The sequence below is a fragment of the Pseudomonas sp. GM60 genome, assembly GCF_000282415.1.
In the GTDB taxonomy this organism is placed as follows: domain Bacteria; phylum Pseudomonadota; class Gammaproteobacteria; order Pseudomonadales; family Pseudomonadaceae; genus Aquipseudomonas; species Aquipseudomonas migulae.
Genome location: NZ_AKJI01000065.1, coordinates 1 through 25025 on the forward strand (window position 1 = coordinate 1; position 25025 = coordinate 25025).

Genomic DNA, 25025 nt, shown 5'->3' on the forward strand with positions numbered 1-25025 from the left:
ACTGCGCAGAACCTCCACTCGGCCTCCCGACGGGGCAGATCAAAATCAAAAGCCAAGCAAAAGCCAAAGCGAGGCGGCCTGCCAGCCGACCTGTCTCTTTGAGTGTACGCATTCCCCTGTAGGAGCCGGCTTGCTGGCGATAGTGTCCGTTCAGGCGATACATGTGTCGCTGACCCACCGCTATCGTCGGAACGCCGCCCGCAGCAAGCCGGCTCCTACACGGGGATTGGGTTCACACGATTCAAAATTGTAGGAGCCAGCTTGCTGGCGATGGGCGTCAACGATAACGCGGGGAATCTGGATGAACGCGGTGTCCAGACGATTTTCGCCGGCAAGCCGGCTCCTACAGGGAACCGCGTACGCTTTTGATTTTCACCACTCATCAGGCCGAGCGTTAGCTCGCCTTCAGCTTTTGATCTTGAGGTACACGCCCCCTCGAGAGGCCGAGTGGAGGTTCTGCGCAGTGGGCAACCCGGCATGGATGCCGGGTTAGCCGCCCCCGGCCATGGATGGCCGATGGCGGCGGGCCACGGAGCAGGACCGGAGCGAGGGCATGGCGAGCCTTAGCGAGGCACCGAACGAAAGGGGCAAGAGCGCTTGGTTACTTGGCGCTTCTCCAAGTGACCCGCTGTAAGAGCGGAACCAATAGAGGCCGTTACCGCTGCAACGGATATGCACACAAACAAAAAGCCACCAAATCACCCCACCTGATACCCCAACATTCAGAAAAACCCCATCCCCCCCAGGTTAACAAAAGATAACGTGGCGTCGATTGTCAGACCTTTCCAAACCCCGATAGGATAAGCCAGCTTCCGAAGGGGCTCTGGATTGCGGGTTTCAGGACTATGCTCCTAACCATCCAATCCCGATGAGCACCCCTTACGGCGCCCTGAAAGGTTGAACGACCTAACAATAATAATGGGGGAAGGTCTATGAGTGAGCCTGTCATGGGTGTGGGTATCTGCCGCCCGCCGGCACTGCGCAAATTCGCATTGCTGGCTACAGCGCTCTCGCTGTTGGGCTGTGCCGTGTTGTCGGCACCTGCGCTGGCCAATGCGGCGCCAGCCACCGACGTTGTCTATTCCGTTGAATCCGCCAAAGCCAGCAAAAGCCTGATGCTCGACGTCGTGCACGCCGGCAAGCGCCTGGTGGCCGTCGGGGATCGCGGGCACATTCTGTATTCCGATGACCAGGGCGCGACCTGGACCCAGGCCAAGGTGCCGACCCGGGCACTGCTGACCTCGGTCTATTTTGTCGACGACAAACACGGCTGGGCCGTCGGGCATGACGCGCAGATCCTCGCCAGCGAGGACGGTGGCGTCACCTGGACCAAACAATATGAAGACCTGAAACGCGAATCACCGCTGCTCGACGTCTGGTTCCAGGATGCCAGCAACGGCTTCGCCGTGGGCGCTTACGGCGCGTTGGTGGCCACCACCGACGGCGGCAAGACCTGGGAAGACGCCAGCGACCGCCTGGACAACGAAGACCAGTACCACCTCAACGCCATTGCAGCGATCAAGGATGCCGGACTGTTCATCGTCGGTGAGCAGGGCAGCATGTTCCGTTCCTCCGACTGGGGGCAGACCTGGGAAAAACTCGAAGGCCCCTATGAAGGCTCGTTGTTCGGCGTGATCGGCACCGCCGAGGCCAACACGCTGCTGGCCTACGGCCTGCGGGGCAACCTGTTCCGCTCCACCGATTTTGGCACCACCTGGGAGCCGGTCGAGTTGAAAGCCACCCGTGGTGCGCTGGAGTTCGGTCTGTCCGGTGCGACCTTGCTCGACGACGGTTCCATCGTGATCGTCGGCAACGGTGGCTCGGTGATCCGCAGCAACGACAACGGCGAAACCTTCAGCGTGTTCAACCGTCCGGATCGTATTTCGGTTTCGGCGGTGACTGCGGCGGGCGACGGCAATCTGGTTCTGGCAGGACAGGGTGGCGTTCGTGTCACCTCGCCAACCGGCGCCGGTGCAGAGAATGGAAAAAACGGGTCGTCCAAATGAGCCGGGCAAATAATAAGAAGGCGGGTCTATGACATCCTTGAGCAGCCATCACCAAGACAAGGCGACGTTTCTTGAACGCCTGATTTTCAACAACCGCCCGGCAGTGATCGTGATCTGTCTGTTGGTGAGCATTTTCCTGTTCTGGCAAGCGACGCTGATTCGGCCGTCCACCAGTTTCGAAAAGATGATCCCGCTCGAGCATCCGTTCATTCAAAAGATGATGGAGCACCGCAACGACCTGGCGAACCTGGGCAACACCGTTCGCATTTCGGTCGAAGCCACCGACGGCGACATCTTCTCCAAGGAGTACATGGAGACCCTGCGTCAGATCAACGACGAGGTGTTCTACATCTCCGGCGTCGACCGTTCCGGCCTCAAGTCGCTGTGGAGTCCGAGCGTACGCTGGACCGAGGTGACGGAGGAGGGCTTCGCCGGCGGTGAAGTGATCCCGCAGAGCTACAACGGCTCCCAGCAAAGCCTCGATTTGTTGCGCAACAACGTGCTTAAGTCCGGGCAAGTCGGGCGTCTGGTGGCCAACGACTTCAAGTCGAGCATCGTTGATATCCCGCTGCTGGAGTCCTACCCGGACCCGCAGGACCAAGGCAAGTTGCTGGCCCTGGACTACCGCAAGTTCTCCCACGAGCTGGAAGAAAAGATCCGCGACAAGTACGAGAAACAGAACCCCAACGTGCAGATCCACATCGTCGGTTTCGCCAAGAAAGTCGGCGACCTGATCGATGGCCTGGTGATGGTGGTGATGTTCTTCGGTGTCGCCTTCGTCATCACCCTGATTCTGTTGTACTGGTTCACCAACTGCATGCGCAGCACCGTGGCGGTGTTGAGCACGACGCTGGTGGCGGTGATCTGGCAGCTCGGCCTGATGCACTTCTTCGGCTTCGGGCTGGATCCGTACTCGATGCTGGTGCCGTTCCTGATCTTCGCCATCGGTATTTCCCACGGCGTGCAAAAGATCAACGGTATCGCCTTGCAGTCCAGTGAGGCCGACAACGCGTTGACGGCGGCGCGGCGCACCTTCCGCCAATTGTTCCTGCCGGGGATGATCGCGATCCTTGCGGATGCGGTGGGCTTCATCACGCTGCTGATCATCGACATCGGCGTGATTCGCGAGCTGGCCATCGGCGCATCCATCGGTGTGGCGGTGATCGTGTTCACCAACCTGATCCTGTTGCCGGTGGCGATTTCCTACGTTGGCATCAGCAAGCGCGCCGTCGAGCGCAGCAAGAAAGACGCGCACCGCGAACACCCGTTCTGGCGCCTGCTGTCCAACTTCGCCAGCCCGAAAGTCGCCCCGGTGTCGATCGTGTTGGCCCTGCTGGCCTTCGGTGGCGGCCTCTGGTACAGCCAGAACCTGAAAATCGGCGACCTCGATCAAGGTGCTCCAGAGCTGCGTCCGGATTCGCGCTACAACAAGGACAACAACTTCATCATCAGCAACTACTCCACCAGTTCCGATGTATTGGTGGTGATGGTCAAGACCAAGTCCGAAGGTTGCTCGCGCTATGAAGCGATGGCACCCATCGACGAACTGATGTGGAAGATGCAGAACACCGAGGGCGTGCAGTCGGCGATTTCGCTGGTGACCGTGTCCAAGCAGATGATCAAGGGCATGAACGAGGGCAACCTGAAATGGGAAACCCTGTCGCGCAACCCGGACGTGCTGAACAACTCCATCGCCCGCGCTGACGGCCTGTACAACAACAGTTGCTCCCTGGCGCCGGTGCTGGTGTTCCTCAACGATCACAAGGCTGCCACCCTGGATCGCGCAGTTCATGCGGTGCAGGACTTCGCCAAGGAAAACAACAAGGAAGGCCTGGAGTTCATCCTTGCAGCGGGTAACGCCGGCATCGAGGCGGCCACCAACGAAGTGATCAAGGAATCCGAGCTGACCATCCTGATCCTCGTCTACATCTGCGTTGCGACCATGTGCATGATCACCTTCCGTTCCTGGGCGGCGACCTTGTGCATCGTGTTGCCACTGGTGCTGACGTCGGTACTCGGCAACGCCCTGATGGCCTTCATGGGCATCGGCGTCAAAGTCGCGACCTTGCCGGTGGTGGCATTGGGCGTGGGGATTGGCGTGGACTACGGCATCTACATCTACAGCCGCCTGGAAAGTTTCCTGCGTGCCGGTCTGCCGTTGCAAGAGGCGTACTACCAGACGCTGAAGTCCACCGGTAAAGCCGTATTGTTCACCGGCCTGTGCCTGGCGATCGGCGTGTGCACCTGGATCTTCTCGGCCATCAAGTTCCAGGCCGACATGGGGCTGATGCTGACCTTCATGCTGCTCTGGAACATGTTCGGCGCGTTGTGGCTGCTGCCAGCGCTGGCTCGTTTCCTGATCAAACCGGAGAAACTGGCGGGGCAGAAGGGCAACTCGTTGTTCGCTCACTAAACCTCAGGCAAAACCAAAAAGCCGCAACCCAAGGTTGCGGCTTTTTTATGGGGTTTTGTGCCGGACTGCCGCATACCTGTAGGAGCGAGCTTACTCGCGATGGGCGCTAACGATAAAACGGTGTTTTGGGTTCACTCGCCGGTCTCGAGTCCATCGCGAGCAAGCTCGCTCCTACAGGCTGCCTGGTCCTGAAACAGGTGTAAAACCATTCAGGACTAGACACTATTGAAAACCTCAGCGGGGTTGCAACGGTAGAAAATCGCTGTTCGCCAGTTCCTTGCTGATGATTCCGTGATGAATTTCGATTTTCTGCTTCGGATCCTTGGCCTTGGCCATGGCCGATTCGTAGGTTTCGAAGTGTTGTTCCCTGGTTTTCAGATGCGCCTGGGTGTATTCAGCCTTGGCATCATCCGCATTGGCGTAGTGAAAATGCCCGTACCACCAGGGTTGATTGTCTTCATTCAACAAGACGTACTCTTGCATGAAGTCACGCCGCCCGGTTTTCAGCTGAACCCGGTGGCCATTGATTCGCGCAAAAATTTCATTGCGCCGCAACAGATACTCCACCCCCTCGCTACTGGGCGGTCGAGCGAGTGTCATGCGGGTGCGAAGTTCGGCGGCCTTGGTGTCGAGGACGTGCGCTTTGTCGCGGAGTCCGCTGATCAGCGGAACGTCTGGGTCGCGGTTGGCCGGGGGGCTTTTGTGTTGTTCCAGTCCATCGGCGTACCCGATCAGTTTTTGTGCCTCCCGTTGCAATTGCTCTTCGATTTCCTTGGGAGAACTGGCGCGCTGCGCGTAACCCTCGATCTTCTGCACGTTTTTATCGACATCGGCCAACGCCTTGCGGGCATCGCCCTTGAGCTGCTGATAGGGGCGCGTTGCCTTGGTCGCTGCGGGCCTGGCATCGACGATTTCTACCCAGAGATTGGGCTCGTGCTCGTGGAACGAAGCCAGTGGCCTTTCTTCGAACGGATGGTTGATGTCGACAATGTCTCCTTCCTGGTGAGCGACCCGTTGTCGAAGATCGCCGATCAATGTGCCTTTAGCGGTTTTGATCACCCGCTTGCGACTGGACCATGAATAGGGACGCTTCACCGGCGGCTTGGGGCCTGATGCCGACGTTGAAGGCTCCTCCGGTTGCGGCAGCAGTTGAAGCGCTTCCGCCAGACGTTGTTCGGCGTCGATACGCAGTTGGTCAATGAGCTCGCGCAGTCGATTGAAGGGGTGTGCCTGCAGTTCATCTGTGCTGAAAATGCCTATCGCCTCAAGGCCGTCCTGTGCCTTGTTGTACTGATCGACCAGGTTCTCCAGAACGGCGATCCGGTCGCTGTTGGTGTAGGTGTGTTCCGTTTGCAGTTCGGCATGCGAGCGAGACAGCAGCAGTAATGGGCTGAGGGTGTGTTCGAGCACACCCATGGTGCTGCTTCCGAGGGCCTTGAGACTGAGCAGGCGCAAGACACTCAGCTGATAGCACTTGACGCGCAGTGCCGTTATTTCATCTTCGGGCCTGTTGCCGGTCAGTCGTTTCCAGTACTCGATGCCCTGGCGAGGGATCTGCTTGAGTTCCAGCAGTCGGCTGTCTACCTGATCTAGACACTTGATCATGGATTCGTTGATGTCGGAGGTTTTGCGCATGAACTCAAAGTAGCGATCCAGTACCGCGTCGCCTTCGCGGATCAACGCGTCATGCAAATGCCCGACGCCATTTCTCAAGTCCGCATACGTTTGATTGACAGCTTCTCTCTCCCAGTCAGCAATGACGATCCGTTTGCGGGCATTGTTGATGAGGTTTTCCGACAGGTTGCACAACTGCACAGGATCGGGATCGGATTTGGTCAACTCGGCCAATTCCCTTTTCTCGGCCAGCAGCGTGGCGTAGCTTTCGGTCTGTTTGTCCAGCTCATCAACGAACCGTTGCCTGTACGTGGCGCGATCGAGCTCTGTACTGGCGGCGTCGTTCCTTTTCAGCTGCATCAGGTTTTCAGCGATATCGACACGCTTCTGCACCCGTACTTGTTGGTCCACGAACTCCTGACGATTGAGTTCCAGCAGGCTGATGCGTTGTTGCGTGATTTCTCGCTGGGCGTTGATTCTCGAATTGCGCCCGCCGCCAACCAGTTTCAACCCTTGATCCAGAGTCCAGCGGCCCGCTCCATTGGTCTTGAGCTTGATGCCGGGATGATCCGGGTGCTCCGGATGTATCAGATACACCTCGCCGAAACCGGGCACGATACTCACGCGAAACAGCAGGCCGGCGACAGTGGCGTGCCAAAGATTGCCGATCCGGTACAGACCTTTGAACACGCCGGTGCTAACGGGCTCTGGCAGAGGTGTCGGCCATGGCACCTGAACCTCGCGTAACGTGTTGAACAGTCGGGCCGCTGCCGAATCGCGCGCGCTCGACTGGTTGAAGTCGAGCAGGGTCTTGCCACTGCCCGGCGGCTCGGAGGGCAGGCCCGGAGTGTCTTGGGTAATAGTCGATTCGGCGGGCCACGAAAATGTCTGCGCAGGACGGCGCAAGGAGGCGAGGGCATCCGGAACTGCCGTCGCTGCGCTGTCGGAAAGTGCTGGGGCTGCTTCCTCTCGAGCGACATGCAGAACCAACAGGCCAATGTTCAACAGCACATCGATCCATGCCTGATTCCGCGCCTTCGGGTCATCACTGTCCAGCGCCGGCAGATCGTTGATCAGGCTGTGGGCGATTTGCAGCATCCAGCCCACCACCATGGCAGGGCCGCGCAACAACGGCAGAATCAGGTTGTTGAACACCAGCCAGCCACCCTCGAGGATGATCGCCCAACGGCTTTCGGCATTCGACACCGATTGCCGATCCGCCAGATCAATCAGTGTGCGTGCATTGCTGACGAACAGACTGGCCAGCAATCGACCTTCTTCCAGCGCGGTGAGCCAGTCACCAATTGCTTCGTCGCCGGCCAGCATCGCCGGTTGGGGCTTTTCAGGCAGTGTAAATTCGTCCCCTGCATGGAAGTGGACAATGTGCGGTTCGGTGAAGCCGTTGTTGTCGTAGATCGGCCGTGCGCGATCCGGCAGCCAGGTCAGCACGCTGGTTTGCAACGGGCCGGTTTGCGCAATGGCACTCAGCAAGTCCTGACGGCTGGAGTATTGGTGCAGAGGTTCTGAATACAGCGGTCGGTAAAGAATATGCGGGCCGCCTACGCTCAGGTCTTTCGGCTCAATGATGAACATGTTGCTGACCACATCACACGTGGCCCCGGCCTTGCGTTGAAACGCCAATGGCCTGATGACGACGGACTGTTCCTCGACGATGCGTTCGGCGGCCAGCGACTGGAACACTGCATCGACATATCGATAGCCCAGGAAGGTGAAGCCATGCTCACCCTTGATCGAATGCTCTAGGGCGCGCAGCGGCAAATTCAGGCTCAGTTCCAGGCCGAAGAGTCGCAGTCGCTCATTGGCTTCGGGACTGTTGCCAAGCAACTGCGCCTCGATGTACTCGGGGTAATGTTTTCCGACATCAACGCGGCTCACCAGATCCAGCAAATAGGCCTCGGTGGTCCAGTCTTGAATCAGCTGGTTTTCGGTGTGGCGAAGGGTCATCCGGCCCTTGGGTTTGCCGGCCAGGTTTTTTATCGCCAGCTCGGTCAGGGACATTTTGACGGGTTCGAGGTAGCCGCTGCCCAAATCGCCGACAGGCACGTGAAAGGTCAGTTCCAGTTCATCGGACTTGTAGCCGGGTGCCAAGGGCTGGTCTTTGAGCATTTGCTCATGCAGCGCATTTCTGGCGAATGTGCGAAGGTCAACGACGTCGTCGGGTAACGAGCGCCCCTGTGTCTGCTGTTTGACACTGGCCATCGACAACGTGTGTTTACGCCACGCCATGCGCTCTGTGGTGCTGGCACCCTGCAACCACTCGGGAATCGTTGTCTGTAGGGCGTGAAGGTGCGTCGGGTGGTTGTCGCTGCCGATAAACAGTGCGGCGACATCGGTGATTGCGTCAAAACGCTTTTCAAGGTCAGCCAGGCTTTGGCGTGCGGGCAGTTTGAGCGACCCCAAATCTTCCAGTTGCCGGTTCAGCAGCAGAGCTGCCTGGGTATCAAAGATGTTGCCGTCCGGAGCAAAACGTTTCCAGGTGATGGAGTCCGCCGTGAAGTCTTGCTGAAACCGCGCGCCCCACGCAGCGCCGAAGGCTTGCAGGGACGGGAACGATTCGATGTTGCCGGTCACGCTGCACAACAAATGAGTCTCGCCGCAAATCACCAGGATATCCGGCGTCTGCAGTGTGAGCGACATGTCGCCTCTGCTCAGCGTGACTTGCAGCGTGCAGGCTTCAATTGCACCTTTGGCCCAAGGACGCTGAAGGCGTTCGCGGTTGTCGGGTTGGCGGGCCAGCTCCAATAGAATCCCGGCCTGCTCGGCATCACTTGCCGCGAGGCGCGTTGCGGATGTTTTCAATACGCCGGCGAGCAAGTTTCCCAACCATTGCCAACGGCTGACGCCGGCTTCGTCCTGTTCGTTCCAGCAGGCGGCCAATGATTCCTGAGCGCCGATGTAGAAAATGACGGGTAATTCACGGATGACCTGCGCAATCACTTGCAGGTCGGGCAGTCGCGATGTTGTGTTGTCGACGGTAAGTTGCGCGGGGGCACGGTTTGTCAAAAAACAGCTGCGACCGTATTGCTCGCTGAGATCGGGGAATGAGCCGCTGGCCAGGTAGTCGAGTACCACGTCCAAAAGTAGCGTCAGCCGCCAGGCGCCATCCGGGATCGGTTGGGCAATTTTGGTTCTCTCAGGGTCGAACGCCAGTTGCGGGTATTTTTCCAGAATGCCGTCCTTGAGCAGGCGGGCGGTTTGCGAGCGTAAAGTCGGTCGGGTATTGAATCGGGTGTGAACCGCCCGCGCGATGATGTCGGTGTCGCTTGCGGCGGCGGGTGGTGATGCAGGTGTGGGCATGATGCAATCCTTTGCATGTGTGGTTCCTCAACGTAAAACCGAATCGAAAGGGATGTGCGGTAGCCGGGTACCGCACATTGGGCGAGGCGATAGGCTAAGGCCTGCGTTCGGGCCAGAAACGAAAAAGCCGCAACCAGGGTTGCGGCTTTTTTACATCTGAAGATCAACGCAACCCTTGTAGGAGCCAGCTTGCTGGCGATGGTGTGTCAGCCACAACGATGTCGACTGACACACCATCGCCAGCAAGCTGGCTCCTACAATGGACCGTGTTTTATGAGGGATCGGCGCCCAGCACCACATTCAGCGCACTGCGCGCATCGTCCAGCTGCACCAGCGTTGCATGCCGTGCACCCAGCGCATCGCGGTTCTCGATGGCGGTGAGAATCGCCTTGTGCCGTGGCAACGCCAATTCATGCAGGTTCGGCCGCTGGTTGGAATGCTTCAACGCTTCGGCAATCGCGACCGACAGCATGTTGCACAGGTTCGCCAACAGATCGTTGTGGGTGGCGTCGGCGATGCGGCTGTGGAAATCCAGGTCCGGTTGCAACAGGGCTTCAGGCGTCGGCGCGGCTTCCATGCGTTGGTAGGCTTCGCCAATAGAGGCAATGTCTTCGTCGGTGGCGAATTGCGCAGCAAGGGCCGCCGCTGCCGGTTCGATGATGCTGCGCACGCTGGTCAGCAGATCGAAGAACTGATTCTGCGGGCTGCTTTGCATCAGCCAGTGCAGCACGTCCGGGTCAAGCATGTGCCATTCCTTGCGCTGCTTGACCACCGTGCCGACACGCGGACGGGAATACACCAGGCCTTTGGCGACCAACACGCGAGTGGCCTCGCGCAGCACCGGACGGCTGACCGCGTACTCCTCGCACAACAGGGCTTCGGCGGGCAGTTTGTCGTCCGGTTTGAAGCGTCCCGAAACGATCTGCATGCCCAGTTCCTGGACAATGCGCGAGTGCATGCTTTTGCGGTCGGAGGGTTTGCGGTAATCCATGGGGAACGGCGCGATCCTGTGCAGGGGAGGTGCTGCGCATCATAACAGGCGCGGCGAGGACGGTCGCCAGAGCAAGCAATCCTGAACTCTATGAAGATCAATTGTAGGAGCCGGCTTGCTGGCGATGGTGTGTCAGTCACCGTTGTGTCGACTGACACACCATCGCCAGCAAGCCGGCTCCTGCAAGGGTTGCGGGGTTAGTGGGAGTGGCGGGGGACTTCGGCGCCTCGGCAACCGACCAGGAAGTCGAAGTCGCAGCCCTGATCCGCTTGCAACACATGGTCGATGTACAGCTGGCGATATCCACCGAGGATCATCTGCTGCGGCGGTTGCAGATCGGCCATGCGCGCCGCCAGTTCGGCGTCCGGAATGTCCAGGTGCAGACGCCCGTTGGCGCAATCGAGTTCGATCCAGTCGCCTTCCTTCACCGCTGCCAAAGGCCCGCCGGCCGCCGCTTCCGGTGCGACGTGCAACACCACCGTGCCGTACGCGGTTCCGCTCATGCGCGCATCGGAAATACGCACCATGTCCGTCACACCCTGGGCCAGCAGTTTGGCCGGCAAGCCCATGTTGCCGACTTCAGCCATGCCCGGATAACCCTTCGGCCCGCAGTTTTTCATCACCAGAATCGAGTTGGCATCCACGTCCAGCTCCGGATCGTTGATCCGCGCCTTGTACATGTCGAAGTTCTCGAACACCACCGCACGCCCGCGATGCTGCATCAGCTCAGCCGTGGCGGCGGACGGTTTGAGCACCGCGCCGAGTGGCGCCAGGTTACCGCGCAATACGCAGATGCCGCCGTCAGCGCGGATCGGGTTGTCGAGGGTGCGGATCACTTCGTCCTGACCGTAGATCGGCGCGTCCTTGGTGTTCTCACCGAGGGTCTTGCCGTTGACGGTCAAGGCATTTGGATTGGGAATCAGGTTGGCTTCGCCGAGGCGACGCAACACCGCAGGCAAGCCACCGGCGTAGTAGAACTCTTCCATCAGGAAGCGCCCGGAGGGTTGCAGGTCGACGATGGTCGGCATGCCACGCCCGATGCGGGTCCAGTCGTCCAGCTCCAGTTCCACGCCAATGCGGCCGGCGATGGCTTTCAAGTGGATCACGGCGTTGGTCGAACCACCGATGGCGGCGTTGACCCGAATGGCGTTTTCGAAGGCTTCCTTGGTGAGGATTTTCGACAGTTTCAAGTCTTCGCGAACCATCTCCACCGCACGCATGCCGGACATGTGCGCCAACACATAACGGCGCGCATCCACCGCCGGAATCGCGGCGTTGTGGGGCAGGGAAGTGCCGAGTGCTTCGGCCATGCACGCCATGGTCGATGCGGTGCCCATGGTGTTGCAAGTGCCGGCGGAACGGGACATGCCGCCTTCGGCCGCGAGGAAGTCATCGATGGAGATGGTTCCCGCTTTCACTTGTTCGCTGAGCTGCCAGACCACGGTGCCCGAGCCGATGTCCTGGCCCTTGTGCTTGCCGTTGAGCATCGGCCCGCCGGTAACGACGATGGCCGGCACGTCGCAACTGGCCGCGCCCATCAACAGCGCCGGGGTGGTTTTGTCGCAACCGGTCAGCAGCACCACGCCGTCAATCGGGTTGCCGCGAATCGCTTCTTCGACGTCCATGCTCGTCAGGTTGCGGGTAAACATGGCGGTCGGGCGCAGGTTCGATTCGCCGTTGGAGAACACCGGAAATTCCACCGGGAAACCGCCGGCCTCGATCACGCCGCGTTTGACGTGGTCGGCGATCTGGCGGAAATGCGCGTTGCACGGGGTCAGTTCCGACCAGGTGTTGCAGATGCCGATGATCGGTTTGCCGTGGAACTGGTGGTCGGCGATGCCCTGATTCTTCATCCAGCTGCGGTACATGAAGCCGTTCTTGTCGGCAGTGCCAAACCATTGGGCGGAGCGCAGGGTGGGTTTCTTATCAGACATGATCGATTCTCTTATTGTATGACTATATTGTTCTGGCTGAGGCGTAACATAAGCGCAATTCGATCTGTTTGGAAGTGTTGTTGCGTAAATAGTATTACTATATAGTCCGCTCCAACGGAGGGAAGGCCCTGGCAGTTTTTGGCGAGAGGCGTCCCCCGAGGTTCTATAACAACAACAATCGGAGACCGATCTCATGAGCCAGGAACTGCGGCTTATTCGTCGCATCACGCTGAAACTGATTCCCTTCCTGATCCTGCTGTACCTGATCGCCTATGTGGATCGCTCCGCCGTGGGCTTCGCCAAGCTGCACATGGGCGCCGACATCGGTATCGGCGATGCGGCTTACGGCCTCGGTGCCGGGCTGTTTTTCATTGGTTACTTTCTGCTGGAAATCCCCAGCAACCTGATGCTCGAACGCTTCGGCGCGCGGCGCTGGTTTGCGCGGATCATGGTCACCTGGGGCGCCATCACCATCGGCATGGCCTTCGTTCAGGGGCCGCACAGCTTCTACTTGATGCGCTTTTTGCTCGGCGCCGCCGAAGCCGGGTTCTTCCCGGGCGTTCTGTACTACATCACGCAGTGGTTCCCGGTTCGCCATCGCGGCAAGATCCTCGGGCTGTTCATCCTTTCCCAACCGATCGCCATGCTGATCACCGGCCCGGTGTCCGGCGGCCTGCTCGGCATGGACGGCATCCTCGGATTGCACGGCTGGCAGTGGCTGTTCATCGTCATCGGTTCCCCGGCGATCCTGCTGACCTGGCCGGTGCTGCGTTGGCTGCCTGACGGTCCGCAACAGGTGAAGTGGATGGATCAGCCCGAGAAAGACTGGCTGGCCGGCGAACTGAAAAAGGACCTTGAGGAGTACGGCCAGACCCGCCACGGCAATCCGTTGCATGCGCTCAAGGACAAACGCGTGTTGCTGCTGGCGCTGTTTTATCTGCCGGTCACCCTGAGCATTTATGGCCTGGGCCTGTGGTTGCCGACGCTGATCAAGCAGTTCGGTGGCACTGATCTGGTGACGGGTTTCGTGTCGTCGGTGCCGTACATTTTCGGGATCATCGGTCTCTTGATCATCCCGCGCAGTTCCGACCGTTTGAATGATCGCTACGGCCATCTGGCGGTGCTGTATGTGTTGGGTGCTATCGGCCTGTTTCTCAGTGCCTGGCTGACGGTGCCGGTGCTGCAACTGGCGGCGCTGTGCCTGGTGGCGTTCTCCCTGTTTTCCTGCACCGCGGTGTTCTGGACCTTGCCGGGCCGGTTCTTCGCCGGTGCCAGTGCGGCGGCGGGGATCGCGCTGATCAACTCGGTGGGCAACCTCGGTGGCTACATCGGTCCGTTCGTGATCGGGGCACTGAAGGAATACACCGGCAACCTGGCTTCGGGGCTGTATTTCCTCTCGGGTGTGATGGTGTTCGGGCTGATTTTGACCGGCGTGGTGTATCGGTTGCTGGAGCGCAAGCATGTGCTGCCGGCGGACCAGTTTGCAGCCAGCGCACGTGGCGCAACCCGCACCTGATCCGGACCTGTAGGAGCCGGCTTGCTGGCGATGGCGTCGGCACATCCGGCATCAATGTCGACAGGCATGCCGCTATCGCCAGCAAGCCGGCTCCTACAGGGTTCTGCGTGTTTTTGAGAATTGCTTACAGGAGAAAATTCATGCGTTTGGTTCAATTTGAATTGTTTAACGGCGAGCGCCGGGTTGGCGTGGTCGAGGACGGTCTGGTCCGTGAGGTGCAGGACGCGCGCACGGTGCGCGATCTGGCGTTGGCGGCGATCGAGGCGGGCGTCAGCCTTGAGCAGCAGGTGAACGCCCTGGGCCTGGGCATCAGCCACGACTACGCAGAACTGCTGGCGAAACTGCGCATCCTGCCGCCGCTGGACCATCCGGACCCGGCACACATGCTCGTCAGCGGCACCGGCCTGACCCATCTGGGTAGCGCCTCGGCGCGGGACAAGATGCATCAGCAGGCAGGCGACGAAGCAACGATGACCGACACCCTGCGCATCTTCAAGTGGGGCGTGGAGGGCGGCAAACCGGCAGCGGGGCAGGCCGGTGTGCAACCGGAATGGTTCTACAAAGGCGACGGCAGCATCGTCGTGCGTCCGGGTAAACCGTTCCCGCTGCCGCCGTTTGCCGAAGACGCCGGAGAAGAACCCGAGCTCAGCGGTCTTTACGTCATCGGCCACGACGGCAAGCCGTATCGCCTCGGTTATGCGGTGGGCAACGAGTTTTCCGATCACGTCATGGAGCGCAAGAACTACCTCTATCTGGCGCATTCCAAACTGCGCAGTTGCAGTTACGGGCCGGAGCTTCGGGTCGGTGAGCTGCCGGAGCATCTGGCGGGCACGAGCCGCATTTTGCGCGACGGCGAAGTGCTGTGGCAGAACGAGTTTCTCACCGGCGAGGCCAACATGTGCCACAGCCTGGAAAACCTCGAATACCACCATTTCAAATACAGCCAGTTCCTGCGTCCGGGGGACGTGCACATTCACTTCTTCGGGACCGCGACCCTGTCCTTTGCCGACGGCATTCGCACCCGGCCGGGGGATGTGTTCGAGATCAGTCAGGCCGAGTTCGGTGCGCCGTTGATCAACGGCATCGCACCGGTTGAAGCGGCTTTCGAGCCCGGCACCATCGGCATTCTTTAAGGAGCAACCCATGATTCTTGGTCACAACTATATTGGCGGCCAGCGCAGTGCCTGCGGCAGCGTCAAACTCCAGAGCGTCGACGCCAGCACCGGCGAGGCGTTACCTCACGATTTCTATCAGGCCACGCCGGAAGAAGTCGATGCCGCCGCCAAGGCTGCCGCTGCCGCGTACCCCGCTTATCGCAGCCTGAGCGCCGAGCGCCGCGCGCAATTCCTCGATGCCATTGCCGATGAGCTGGACGCGTTGGGCGATGAATTTGTCGCCGTGGTCTGCCGCGAAACCGCGTTGCCCGCCGCCCGCATTCAAGGCGAGCGCGGTCGCACCAGCGGCCAGATGCGCCTGTTCGCCAAGGTGTTGCGGCGTGGTGATTTCTATGGCGCGCGGATCGATCTGGCGCTGCCGGAGCGCAAGCCGTTGCCGCGTCCCGACCTGCGTCAGTACCGCATCGGCCTCGGCCCGGTCGCAGTGTTTGGCGCCAGCAACTTCCCGTTGGCGTTTTCCACCGCCGGCGGCGACACCGCTTCCGCCCTGGCCGCCGGTTGCCCGGTGGTGTTCAAGGCGCACAGCGGTCACATGGCCACGGCCGAGCAGGTCGCTGATGCAATCCTGCGCGCCGCGGAAAAAACCGGCATGCCGGTTGGCGTGTTCAACATGATCTACGGCGGCGGGGTCGGCGAAGCGCTGGTCAAGCACCCGGCGATTCAAGCGGTTGGTTTCACCGGTTCGCTCAAGGGTGGACGGGCGTTGTGCGACATGGCCGCTGCGCGTGCGCAACCGATCCCGGTGTTTGCCGAGATGTCGAGCATCAACCCGGTGATCGTCTTGCCCAAGGCCCTGGCCGTTCGTGCTGAAAGCGTGGCCCGTGACCTGACCGCTTCGGTGGTGCAGGGCTGTGGCCAGTTCTGCACCAACCCCGGCCTGGTGATCGGCATTCGCTCGGCGCAGTTCAGTGCGTTTGTGCAGCAGGTGGCGGGGTTGATCAACGATCAGCCCGCGCAAACCATGCTCAATGCCGGGACGTTGAGCAGTTATGGCCAAGGCCTGCAAAAACTCCTCGCGCATCCGGGCGTGACGCACTTGGCGGGTAATCCGCAGCAAGGCAATCAGGCGCAACCGCAGTTGTTCAAGGCCGATGTCAGTCTGTTGCTCGACGGCGATGAAGTGCTGCAGGAAGAGGTCTTCGGCCCGACTACGGTGTTTGTCGAAGTGGCGGATCAGGTGCAACTCAGCGCTGCTTTAAATGGCCTGCACGGACAACTCACGGCAACGATCATTGGCGAACCGGCAGACTTCGAGCAGTTCGGCGAATTGACGGCGTTGCTGGAACAGAAGGTCGGACGAATCCTGCTCAACGGCTATCCGACCGGTGTGGAAGTCTGCGATTCGATGGTCCATGGCGGGCCGTACCCGGCGACGTCTGATGCGCGTGGTACCTCGGTGGGCACGCTGGCGATTGACCGCTTCCTGCGGCCGGTGTGCTTCCAGAACTACCCCGACAGCCTGCTGCCGGAGGCGTTGAAGAATGGCAACCCGCTGCGTATTCAGCGGCTGGTGGATGGCCAGCCTTCGCGTGATGCGCTCTAACGGCTGAGCGCGATCCCCTGTAGGAGCAAGCTTGCTCGCGATAGCGGTGTGACAGTCGCATTGATATTGAATGTGTCACCGTCATCGCGAGCAAGCTTGCTCCTACAGGGGCTGTGTGGTGTGGGAGTTTTGTGGTCGGCTCTGAGCCGCTTCCACATTGCGCTATCATTGCGTCTTTCCCCTTCAAAGATTGACTGCCATGACTGCCTCAACCGACACCTTGCTCAACGCCCTCGAACACTGCGGAATGGTGGAAATCGACGGCTTGCATGCCTTCGAATTCGCCCTTGATGTCGACGACAATCTGCACATCGAATGCATGGACGGTCGAGCGGCCAAACACTGGGAATTCACCCCCGCTCAGGTTCAAGCGGCAACCTTCGATTCGACTTTGCAGAGCTGGCTGATCAAGGACGACGGCGGCGAACACCGTCTGGTCTGCCTCGGCGACGTCGTCAGCGGCGACAACGAAGACGACGAACAAGAGGATGCGTAACCTCTGGCCGCTGTTGATCGCCGGCAGCATCGGTGCAATGGGTGTTCAAGCCGCATCCGCCGACGACTTTCAACTGCTCGTGGGTTCCTACACCGCAGGGCAAAGCCAGGGCATTTATCGCCTGAATTTCGACAGCGCCACCGGGCAGCTCGACGCCAAGCCGTTGCAAGTGGTCAACAGCGAAAACCCGTCCTGGTTGACCCTGTCCAACGATCAGCGGCACCTGTTCGTGGTCAACGAAAACGGCCCGGGACAAAAAGACCCGGTCGGGCGCGTCAGCAGTTATGCGATCGACGCCAAAACCCATGCGCTGCGCCTGATCAATCAGGTCCGGAGCCTGGGCAACGAGCCGACCCATTCGAGCCTCAGTGGCGATGCCAGCCACCTGTTCGTCAGCAATTATTCCGTGAGTGAAGACCCGGGCGGCACGCTGGCGGTGTTGCCGGTGGGCGCCGATGGCACGCTCAAACCCGTGGTGCAAATGAGCAGTCATCCGTCCAGCCGGGTCAACCCCGAGCGGCAGATGTCGGCGCATGTGCATTCGACGGTGTCCTCGCCGGATGGCAAGTTTGTGTTCTCCAATGATTTGGGCGCGGACAAGATCTTTGTCTATCGCTTCGATCCGAAGGCCAACCCGGACTTGCCGTTGATCGCGGCCACACCCGCGTCGGTCCAGTTGCCGCCCGGCAGCGGACCACGGCATTTGCTGTTCAGCGCCGATGGCAAACACGCGTGGCTGACCATGGAAATGAGCGCGCAGGTCGCGGTGTTCGATTACCGGGACGGCACGCTTGAGCAAACGCAAATGGTCGATCTGGCGGCCGGGCAACCGACGTCGGACAAAGCCGCCGCAGCGTTGCATGCATCAAAGGATGGCAAATTCCTCTACGTCAGCAACCGTGGCACTGCCAATCAGTTACTGGTGTTTGCCATTGACCCGGCGACCGGGCACCTCAAAGAGCTGCAACGTCGTTCGGTGGAAGGGGATCACCCACGCGAGTTCAGCCTCGATCCGAGTGGCAGGTTCGTGCTGATCGCCAATCAGAAGAGCAACCAGATTGTCGTCCTCGAACGCGATGCCAAGAGCGGCCTGCTGGGTAAAACCGTGCAGAAACTGCCGATGGATGCCCCGAGCGATCTGAAATTCCTGGTGCGTCAATAGGCCGCAGGCCCCGGTTGATGGGGCCTGCATCCTTCTATTAATGACGCTGATATCTGCTACTGCTACAAAAGATTTCAAGGCGTCAGCCTCGGCAGTTAAGTTTGCTTCACGGCCCCACCGGGCAAGCAAGCCAACTGAATCCGAGGAATACCGCCATGAACTTCAATCTCTTCTCTGTTATCGCCGCATCCGCCATCTCTGCCACCGTTGCTCTGCCAGCCAGCGCCAACGTTGAAATCAGCGACAAAAAATCCCACGCCCAGAGCTACACCCAGAAATACCTGCAACAGAGCGCCAACTTCTACGCAGCCCTGGATCACAAAACCCAAGCCTGAAAGCCAAGCCCTGCACCCTTTATGCAGGAGCGAAGTCACTTGCGCGGATCAAGCTGAAAAGCTTCGAGAAAGCCTGAGTGATGTCGCTCCTGCATAACGCGTTTACGACAGCATCATATTGCTATTAATGCTGCGCTTGATATCACATGGCCATGAGTTTAAATTTGACGCTGATTTATTGACTCCTTCTACTATAAAAAGGATCGACAGCATGGCGATGCGTCTGGCCGTGGTACTCCTGTTCCTCTATTCAACCCCCATTTTATCTGCCGCAACGCCCGTTCCAGGCGAGCCTGACGCTGCCCGAGAGCGCATGATGAGTTTTATCGAAGGCTGAAATAGACTGGCTTAATGATCAACGAAGCTGATGGTGACTATGGATAACCCTGAGTGGTTATCACAGCTTTTTTGATCGATTCTGTGGGCACTGAAACATGCCCACGGAGAACACCATGGCCAGCGCAATCCTCACTTCTGCCAAACACGGCGCCTACCTGGCCATCGGTCTTTACGTGGCGCTGGTGTTGGTTGTCAGCATTACCGCGCAATCGCAACACGAAATCGACGCACCGATTCAGGTCGCTTATCCCGCCATTCAGTTCGAGCACCGCGCACAAAACGCCGTGATCGATCACGCAGACGTGGCGGGAGTGACAGGGGCATGAAAGGGGGCAAACTCTGGGTCATCGCCTTCCTGGCGTTCATGACCAATGGCTCATCACTGTTGGGCATCGGACAAGCCTCGGCGGGTTCCGTGGCGCGCGCTATCGAAGCCAATCACAACCTCGCTCGCAGCATCGAAACCGAAAAGGCCATGGGCCTGCTGGCCGGTAATCCACCGATCAAACGCCAAGGCGATTTCTTCGGGCCGTTCCAGGTCGATTGCTCGGTGTTGCAGATGTGTGAAGTGTTCGCCTGATACGCCACCACTCACTGTAGGAGCCGGCTTGCCGGCGATGGTGTGTCAGGCACAGTTGCGTCGACTGACACTCCATCGCCAGCAAGCTGGCTCCTACAGGGGGATCATTTTTTCATGATTGATGTGAACAGGTCCGATTCCAGAAAACGCTGTAGCCACGCCTGCAACCGCACGTAAGGCGTCTGCCCGAACCACTCACGATCGACATGGGCGAACTGCCGTACGAACGGCATCAACGCCACATCCGCCAGGCTCGGATGCACCGCCAGCAAGTAATCGCGGCCTTCCAGCAACGCGTCCAGCCTGCGCAAGAACACCTCACCCTCGCTGCGATAAAGCGCCATTGGCTGCTCGGGATAACGCTCGGCGTACTTGTAGCGATTCAGATGCACTTTGAACACCTGATCGTTCTCTTCGATCAGCGCCGCGATCTGCGCTTGACCCGCAGGACCATCCTTGAGCAACCAATCCTGCGGATCGTTCTGCGCCAATGCCCAGTGCATGATCGCCAGACTTTCATCGATGACCTGGCCGTCGACGCTCAACACCGGCACCGTGCCTTTGCTCGACAGTGCGAGCATCTCGGCAGGCTTGGCCTTCAGGCTGACCTCGACGATGTTCACGGCAACGTCCGAGTAGCGCAGGGCCATCCGCGCCCGCATGGCGTACGGGCAGCGACGGAAGGAGTACAGCGTGGTCATTTCACCTCCAGGGTGCTCAGGCCGTTGCCCTGGCGATGGACCTGGATCTGCACCGGGATCCGTTCGTGCATTTCCTGGACGTGGGAAATCACCGCGACCTTGCGGCCCTGAGCCTGCAAGCCATCGAGGGCGTCCATCGCCAGTTGCAGGGATTCGGGGTCGAGGCTGCCGAAGCCTTCGTCGATGAACAGCGATTCAATTTTCAGCGTGCTCGACGCCATCGAAGCCAGACCCAATGCCAGGGCCAACGACACCAGGAACGTCTCGCCACCCGACAGCGAATGCACCGAACGCAGCTCGTCGCCCATCTCGGTGTCCATCACCAGCAAGCCCAGCATGCTGCCGCCGCGTTTGAGGCGATAGCGCCGCACCAGTTGCCGCAACTGCACGTTGGCGTGATGCACCAGCAGGTCGAGGTTGTAGGCCTGGGCGATCTTGCGGAAGGTGTCGCCGGTCGCGGAGCCGATCAAGGCATTCAAGCGCGCCCAGCGCTGATACTCGCTGTAAGCGTCGGCGATCTGTTGCGCCAGGGCCTGATTGGCGTTCTGCCGGCGCTGGTCCTCTGCCTGTTCGGCGCGCAGTTCGGCGCAACGGTGCTCGCTGGCGGAAAACTGGTTTTGCAGCTCGGACAGGGCGGTGGCCAGTTGCGCGGCATCGAGATTACCGTTGTGCTGCGCCTGATGACTGGTCAGACGCTTATCGCGTTCCTGCAACAACACCTTGGCTTGTTCGATAGCTTTTTCGTTGTGCTGCAACCGTTGGCGCAACTCGCTGACCTGCTGGTCGTCGACGCTCAGCAAGTGCTCAAGGCCGCCGTCATCCAGTTCCGGATGCAAGGCGCGCCAGTCGGCAATCTTCAGGCCCAGTTCACGATCTTCGCTTTCAAGGGCGAGCAGACGGTCTTGCTGCGCTTTCAGTTCCGCAGCCAGTTGCACCAGGTGCGTGCGCACCGATTGCAGTTCCTGACTGACGGTCGCCTGGGCATTGCGCGCCTGTTCGACGGCTTGATCCAGTTGCTGTTGCCAGTGTTCGGCGCTGCTGTGGGAACCGAGCAGTTGCGTCAGTTGCTGCTGGCAAGCCTGTTGCTGCTCGGTGAGCGTGGTGAACTGGCGCTGAGCTGTTTCCAGCTGCTGGACGCGGGTCAGTTGACGATCCTGTTCCTTCTCCAGCGTCTGCTGGCGTTGTAGCTGTTCGCTCAGTTCATCGCGTTGCTGGTCGAGGTGCTCCAGGCGCTGGGCGATCTGCCGGTCGAGCTGCATGAAGGTCGCAGCCGGTTCGTTGCGCAAGGCGTCCAGTGTGTCGGCCGGGAGCAGGGTGCTGAACGCGATCAGCTCTTCGTCCAGGCGCTGACGGTCATTGCTCAACTCGCGTTGCTGGTTGGTCAGATGCTGGGTCGCCTGCTGACTCGCGGTTTCGGCGTTGCGCAGTTGCTGTTGCAGGCGTGTGGCGTCCTGTTGCAGGGTGAGCAGGGCGGTCTGGCGCTGTTCGTCCTGCGTGATGCTTTGGTTCAACTGGCTGTTTTGCTGGTTCAACCAGGCATCGCGTTTGGCGCTGTCCTGGGTGAAAAGCTGCGCGGATAACGGGTGCGCATCGAGGCTCGGTGCCAGGCTTTGCTGCTGAGCGAGCAGTTGTTCCTGCTGTTGCAGCAATTCCTTCTGTTGCGCAATCACGCCGCCGACTTCGGTACGCAGGTCGGTGAGTTTTTCCTTGAGCGAATCCACCGCTTTTTGCGCGTTGGCCTGTTCGCTTTCATCATGGCGGCCGAGGCTTTGCAGCAGCGCTTCCGGTTGATGATAAGGATGGTCCGGGCTGCCGCAGACCGGGCAGGGCTGATCGTCCTGCAATTGCTCGCGCAGTTCTTCGACACTGGCGCTGCGTGCCAGACGCTGACGTTCCAGCAGTTCGCGGGTCACCGTCAGGGTCTGTTCGGCCACGGTCAATTCGTTTTTGGTCTTCACCCCGTCCTGGGTCAGGCGGTCGCGCTCCTGCTGGGCAACGGTTTGACGTTGCTGCAATTCGGCGATGCGCTTGTCCAGTTCCTGCTGGCCAGTCCACAGTCGCGTCAGCTCTTCAATGGCGCGCAGTTGCTTGCGGTTGTCCTGCAACAGAGTGCCCAGCAGCTGGATCTGTTCGGCCACCGCATCAGGCTCGGCGCCGGCCTCTTTGTAGAGCACTTCCAGATTCTGTTTTTGCGCCGCCAATTCCTCGGCGGCATGGGTGGCGTTCTGCTCCAGAGAGGCCAGTTCCGCCTGCCCCTTGTTCAATCGATTGCCGATCAGCATCAATTGTTGCAAGCGGTCGCGGTAGGCGTTCCAGGCATCGCTGAGCGGCGCCAGATGGGTGCTTTGCTCAAGTTCGGCGGCAATCCGTTGCAGACGCTCGGCAACCCGGTTCTGCTGCTCAAGCAAACCTTGAATCGTCTGTTGGCCTTCGGAGCAGGCCCGCTCCGCTTGCTGCTTGAGGTCGGCGCTGAGGCCGGTGTCCTTGATCAGGCGGGCGAGGGTGCTTTGCGCCTCAAAGGCCTGGCGCAGCAGTGGCGTGCTTGAAGTGTGTTGGCTTTGTGCCTCGATCAGCGCGGTTTGCGCCGCGCTGAGGCTGTGTTCGAGTTGCGTCTGACGGGTTTGCAGATCCTGTTCTTGCCCGGTGTGCTGCTGAATCTGCGCGGCCAGCGGCGTGAGCTGGGCGGTCAGTTCGGTCTTACGGGCGAACTGGTGCCGTTGTGGTGCCAGTTGTTCCAGTCGAGTCAGCTTCAAGCGTTCGCTGGCCAGGTTTTCCCAATCCTGCCGGGCGCTGGTCAGTTGCTCGGTGGCGCTGAGCTGCTCGTCCTGCAATTGGCGCAGCTCTTTCAGCCAGGTGTGTTGCAACTCCAACTGTTTGAGTTGCGCCTGTTGAGTCTTCAATTGCTGTTGTGCTTCGTTGAAGCGTTCATCCAGTTCTGCGCGGGCTTCGGTCGACAGCGGCGTGACGCCGGTGGCCTGATCCTGCAACAGCTTGTGCGCTTCACGGGCCTCTTTGGCCTTGTCGAAGGCGCGACGGCCGAGACGCGTGTAGAGCGCGGTGTCGGTGAGTTTTTCCAGCAGTTCGCTGCGCTCGTTGTCGTTGGCCTTGAGGAACGCACTGAATTCGCTCTGGGCCAGCAACACGGCACGGGTGAATTGTTCGAAGTTCAGGCCCAGGACAGCTTCGAGCTGGACCTTGAATTCAACCTTCTGACTGGCCAGCAGTTGATCCAGATCGATGTCGCGCAAGCTCTGACGGCTGTGTTGCAGCTTGCCGCCGGCCTTTTCCCGGGCGCGATTGGCTTCCCAGCGCGCGCGGTAACGACGGCCATCGATGCCGACGAAATCAACTTCGGCATAGCCTTCGCCCGTACCGCGACGCAGTAACGTGCGCGGGTCACCGGTGCTGATTTCGCCGTCGGCGTCCGGCGCTTTGGCCGACACTTGCGCGTTGCTCAGCCGAGGCACGGCGCCGAATAGCGCCAGGCACAAGGCATCGAGCAAGGTACTTTTACCGGCACCGGTCGGCCCGGTGATGGCGAACAAACCGGCACTGGCCAACGGTTCGGCGGTGAAGTCGATTTCAAACGGCCCGGCCAGGGAGGCGAGGTTTTTCAGGCGGATCGCGAGAATTTTCATGGCTGTTCGCTCTCCATCTGCACGTCTTGCAACAGCTCGGCGAAGTCCTTCAGCGTTTGCTCATCGACCTCGCTGCCGTAGTTGTCCTGCCAGGCGCGGCTGAACAATTCCTGAGGCGTGAGCTGGTCCAGTTCAAGCAGGGTCGCACCGTCATCGAGGCCATCACGGCTGCCGTTGCCGGCGTATTCAGCGGCGATGCGCACCAGGCGCACGGCTTTGCCTTGCAGGGCGGTTTCGACCTGATGGCGCAAGTCCGGTTGTGGCTCGTCGAGGCGCACCCGCACTTCCAGCCACGGCTGACGCTGAATGTCGGCGAGCAAGTCGATGTTCGGCAGGTCGCCCAGTTGTAGCAGGATGTCGGCCAGAGGCGCCGGGCCGATACGTTGCAGGTTGACGGCGCGGGGAATCAGTTTCGGTTCGACGCTGACCAGGGTTTCGCCGTCGAGCCGGACGTCGAGAATCTGATGCTGATAACCGATTTCGGAAAACGACAGTGGAATCGGCGAGCCGCTGTAGCGAATGCGTTCTTCACCGTTGACCTTCTGTGGTTTGTGCAAGTGGCCAAGGGCAACGTAGCTGATGCTCGGGCCGAAGAGACTGGCGGGCAGCGCTTCGGCGTTGCCGATGATCAGGCTGCGCTCGGAGTCTTCGGACACCGAACCGCCGGCCATGTGCGCATGACTGATGGCAATCAGCGCCTGACCTTTCTTGCGCTTGGCGTTGGCGGCTTCGATCAGCCATTCGTGAACCTGGCCGATCCCGCGCAGGTAGTTGTCGCCCAGGTGTGCGCCGGTCACTTCGGCAGGTCGCAAAAATGGCAACGCCAGGCACCAGGCGACGGTTTTACCCTTGGCGTCCGGCAGTGGCAGCAGCAGGCGCTCGGCGTCGAGTTGGCCGTCATCCAGCCACAACACACGACCCAGCGCATGCGTGCGCAAACGGCGCATCAACGGTGCAGGCAATTCGATGCGCGAGCCGGAATCATGATTGCCGGCGATCATCACGATGGTCAGCTTCGGCTGTTGTTCGTGGGCGCTGACGATGAAATCGTAGAGGCGCTCCTGGGCTTTGACCGGTGGATTGACCGTGTCGAAGATATCGCCGGCGATCAACAGCACATCGGGCTGGTCCAGTTTCAGTTGATGCAGCAGCCAATCGAGGAAACAGCCGTGCTCGAAATCGCGTTCCTGGCCGTGCAGGTTCTGCCCAAGGTGCCAGTCGGAGGTGTGAAACAGACGCAAGGCGAGCTCCGTAGGAAATAAGG

The 25025-nt window shown here is 60.0% G+C and carries 17 protein-coding genes; 11 read left to right on the plus strand and 6 right to left on the minus strand.

Annotated features, from left to right (window positions below; genetic code table 11):
* Positions 1-932 precede the first annotated feature (932 nt).
* Positions 933-2006: a WD40/YVTN/BNR-like repeat-containing protein gene (locus PMI32_RS13120; protein ID WP_008030080.1), complete on the plus strand. Its 1074-nt coding sequence runs from the start codon at positions 933-935 to the stop codon at positions 2004-2006.
* A 28-nt stretch (positions 2007-2034) separates the two neighbouring features.
* A complete protein-coding gene (locus PMI32_RS13115; protein ID WP_008030082.1) occupies positions 2035-4419 on the plus strand; it encodes an efflux RND transporter permease subunit in 2385 nt (794 codons plus the stop codon).
* A gap of 234 nt (positions 4420-4653) precedes the next feature.
* Here PMI32_RS13115 and PMI32_RS13110 read toward each other — a convergent pair whose 3' ends face one another.
* From PMI32_RS13110 to PMI32_RS13100, 3 genes are all read right to left on the minus strand, one after another.
* Positions 4654-9351 carry a dermonecrotic toxin domain-containing protein gene (locus tag PMI32_RS13110; protein ID WP_008030083.1) on the minus strand — a complete coding sequence of 1566 codons (4698 nt, stop codon included), beginning with the start codon at positions 9349-9351 and terminating at the stop codon, positions 4654-4656.
* 271 nt (positions 9352-9622) lie between these two features.
* Positions 9623-10342, minus strand: a complete 720-nt coding sequence (locus PMI32_RS13105; RefSeq protein WP_008030085.1) for a FadR/GntR family transcriptional regulator — start codon at positions 10340-10342, stop codon at positions 9623-9625.
* Between the two features lie 197 nt (positions 10343-10539).
* Positions 10540-12276 (minus strand): IlvD/Edd family dehydratase, encoded by a 1737-nt coding sequence (locus PMI32_RS13100; RefSeq protein ID WP_008030087.1) that lies wholly within the window; start codon positions 12274-12276, stop codon positions 10540-10542.
* A 193-nt stretch (positions 12277-12469) separates the two neighbouring features.
* On the opposite strand from PMI32_RS13100, the gene PMI32_RS13095 reads away from it, so the two are divergent.
* The 9 genes from PMI32_RS13095 to PMI32_RS13060 all read left to right on the plus strand — a co-directional run bounded on the left by PMI32_RS13095 (position 12470) and on the right by PMI32_RS13060 (position 19422).
* On the plus strand, positions 12470-13792 hold the full coding sequence (locus tag PMI32_RS13095) for an MFS transporter (RefSeq protein ID WP_008030089.1): 1323 nt from the start codon (positions 12470-12472) through the stop codon (positions 13790-13792).
* A 140-nt stretch (positions 13793-13932) separates the two neighbouring features.
* The gene (gene araD1 / locus PMI32_RS13090; RefSeq protein WP_008030092.1) at positions 13933-14925 is read left to right on the plus strand and encodes an AraD1 family protein; all 993 of its coding nucleotides are present in this window, start codon (positions 13933-13935) and stop codon (positions 14923-14925) included.
* A 10-nt stretch (positions 14926-14935) separates the two neighbouring features.
* Positions 14936-16510, plus strand: a complete 1575-nt coding sequence (locus tag PMI32_RS13085; RefSeq protein ID WP_008030094.1) for an aldehyde dehydrogenase (NADP(+)) — start codon at positions 14936-14938, stop codon at positions 16508-16510.
* A gap of 199 nt (positions 16511-16709) precedes the next feature.
* Complete coding sequence (locus PMI32_RS13080) at positions 16710-17006, plus strand: DUF5629 family protein (RefSeq protein ID WP_008030097.1); 297 nt, start codon at positions 16710-16712, stop codon at positions 17004-17006.
* Positions 16999-18168, plus strand: coding sequence for a lactonase family protein (locus tag PMI32_RS13075; protein WP_008030099.1), 1170 nt, complete (start codon positions 16999-17001; stop codon positions 18166-18168). Before PMI32_RS13080 ends, PMI32_RS13075 begins: the two co-directional genes overlap by 8 nt.
* A 155-nt stretch (positions 18169-18323) precedes the next feature.
* Complete coding sequence (locus tag PMI32_RS13070; RefSeq protein ID WP_008030101.1) at positions 18324-18503, plus strand: hypothetical protein; 180 nt, start codon at positions 18324-18326, stop codon at positions 18501-18503.
* Positions 18504-18714: 211 nt separating this feature from the next.
* Positions 18715-18840 (plus strand): hypothetical protein, encoded by a 126-nt coding sequence (locus tag PMI32_RS30880; RefSeq protein WP_008030104.1) that lies wholly within the window; start codon positions 18715-18717, stop codon positions 18838-18840.
* A 115-nt stretch (positions 18841-18955) separates the two neighbouring features.
* Positions 18956-19168: a hypothetical protein gene (locus PMI32_RS13065; RefSeq protein ID WP_008030105.1), complete on the plus strand. Its 213-nt coding sequence runs from the start codon at positions 18956-18958 to the stop codon at positions 19166-19168.
* On the plus strand, positions 19165-19422 hold the full coding sequence (locus tag PMI32_RS13060; protein ID WP_008030107.1) for a hypothetical protein: 258 nt from the start codon (positions 19165-19167) through the stop codon (positions 19420-19422). The genes PMI32_RS13065 and PMI32_RS13060 overlap by 4 nt, the downstream gene beginning before the upstream one ends.
* Positions 19423-19526: 104 nt before the next feature.
* On the opposite strand, the gene PMI32_RS13055 is transcribed toward PMI32_RS13060, so the two are convergent.
* The 3 genes from PMI32_RS13055 to PMI32_RS13045 are packed head-to-tail and all read right to left on the minus strand — an operon-like array spanning position 19527 to position 25002.
* Positions 19527-20123: a glutathione S-transferase gene (locus PMI32_RS13055; RefSeq protein ID WP_008030109.1), complete on the minus strand. Its 597-nt coding sequence runs from the start codon at positions 20121-20123 to the stop codon at positions 19527-19529.
* Positions 20120-23761 (minus strand): SbcC/MukB-like Walker B domain-containing protein, encoded by a 3642-nt coding sequence (locus PMI32_RS13050; RefSeq protein WP_008030111.1) that lies wholly within the window; start codon positions 23759-23761, stop codon positions 20120-20122. The genes PMI32_RS13055 and PMI32_RS13050 overlap by 4 nt, the downstream gene beginning before the upstream one ends.
* On the minus strand, positions 23758-25002 hold the full coding sequence (locus tag PMI32_RS13045) for an exonuclease SbcCD subunit D C-terminal domain-containing protein (protein WP_008030113.1): 1245 nt from the start codon (positions 25000-25002) through the stop codon (positions 23758-23760). The genes PMI32_RS13050 and PMI32_RS13045 overlap by 4 nt, the downstream gene beginning before the upstream one ends.
* Positions 25003-25025 lie beyond the last annotated feature (23 nt).

Excerpts from the sequence above, each read along its gene's own strand:
- PMI32_RS13120 (WP_008030080.1), top strand. The coding sequence starts at position 933 with ATGAGTGAGCCTGTCATGGGTGTGGGTATCTGCCGCCCGCCGGCACTG.
- PMI32_RS13115 (WP_008030082.1), top strand. The coding sequence starts at position 2,035 with ATGACATCCTTGAGCAGCCATCACCAAGACAAGGCGACGTTTCTTGAA.
- PMI32_RS13110 (WP_008030083.1), bottom strand. The coding sequence starts at position 9,351 with ATGCCCACACCTGCATCACCACCCGCCGCCGCAAGCGACACCGACATC.
- PMI32_RS13105 (WP_008030085.1), bottom strand. The coding sequence starts at position 10,342 with ATGGATTACCGCAAACCCTCCGACCGCAAAAGCATGCACTCGCGCATT.
- PMI32_RS13100 (WP_008030087.1), bottom strand. The coding sequence starts at position 12,276 with ATGTCTGATAAGAAACCCACCCTGCGCTCCGCCCAATGGTTTGGCACT.
- PMI32_RS13095 (WP_008030089.1), top strand. The coding sequence starts at position 12,470 with ATGAGCCAGGAACTGCGGCTTATTCGTCGCATCACGCTGAAACTGATT.
- araD1 (WP_008030092.1), top strand. The coding sequence starts at position 13,933 with ATGCGTTTGGTTCAATTTGAATTGTTTAACGGCGAGCGCCGGGTTGGC.
- PMI32_RS13085 (WP_008030094.1), top strand. The coding sequence starts at position 14,936 with ATGATTCTTGGTCACAACTATATTGGCGGCCAGCGCAGTGCCTGCGGC.
- PMI32_RS13080 (WP_008030097.1), top strand. The coding sequence starts at position 16,710 with ATGACTGCCTCAACCGACACCTTGCTCAACGCCCTCGAACACTGCGGA.
- PMI32_RS13075 (WP_008030099.1), top strand. The coding sequence starts at position 16,999 with ATGCGTAACCTCTGGCCGCTGTTGATCGCCGGCAGCATCGGTGCAATG.
- PMI32_RS13070 (WP_008030101.1), top strand. The coding sequence starts at position 18,324 with ATGAACTTCAATCTCTTCTCTGTTATCGCCGCATCCGCCATCTCTGCC.
- PMI32_RS30880 (WP_008030104.1), top strand. The coding sequence starts at position 18,715 with ATGGCGATGCGTCTGGCCGTGGTACTCCTGTTCCTCTATTCAACCCCC.
- PMI32_RS13065 (WP_008030105.1), top strand. The coding sequence starts at position 18,956 with ATGGCCAGCGCAATCCTCACTTCTGCCAAACACGGCGCCTACCTGGCC.
- PMI32_RS13060 (WP_008030107.1), top strand. The coding sequence starts at position 19,165 with ATGAAAGGGGGCAAACTCTGGGTCATCGCCTTCCTGGCGTTCATGACC.
- PMI32_RS13055 (WP_008030109.1), bottom strand. The coding sequence starts at position 20,123 with ATGACCACGCTGTACTCCTTCCGTCGCTGCCCGTACGCCATGCGGGCG.
- PMI32_RS13050 (WP_008030111.1), bottom strand. The coding sequence starts at position 23,761 with ATGAAAATTCTCGCGATCCGCCTGAAAAACCTCGCCTCCCTGGCCGGG.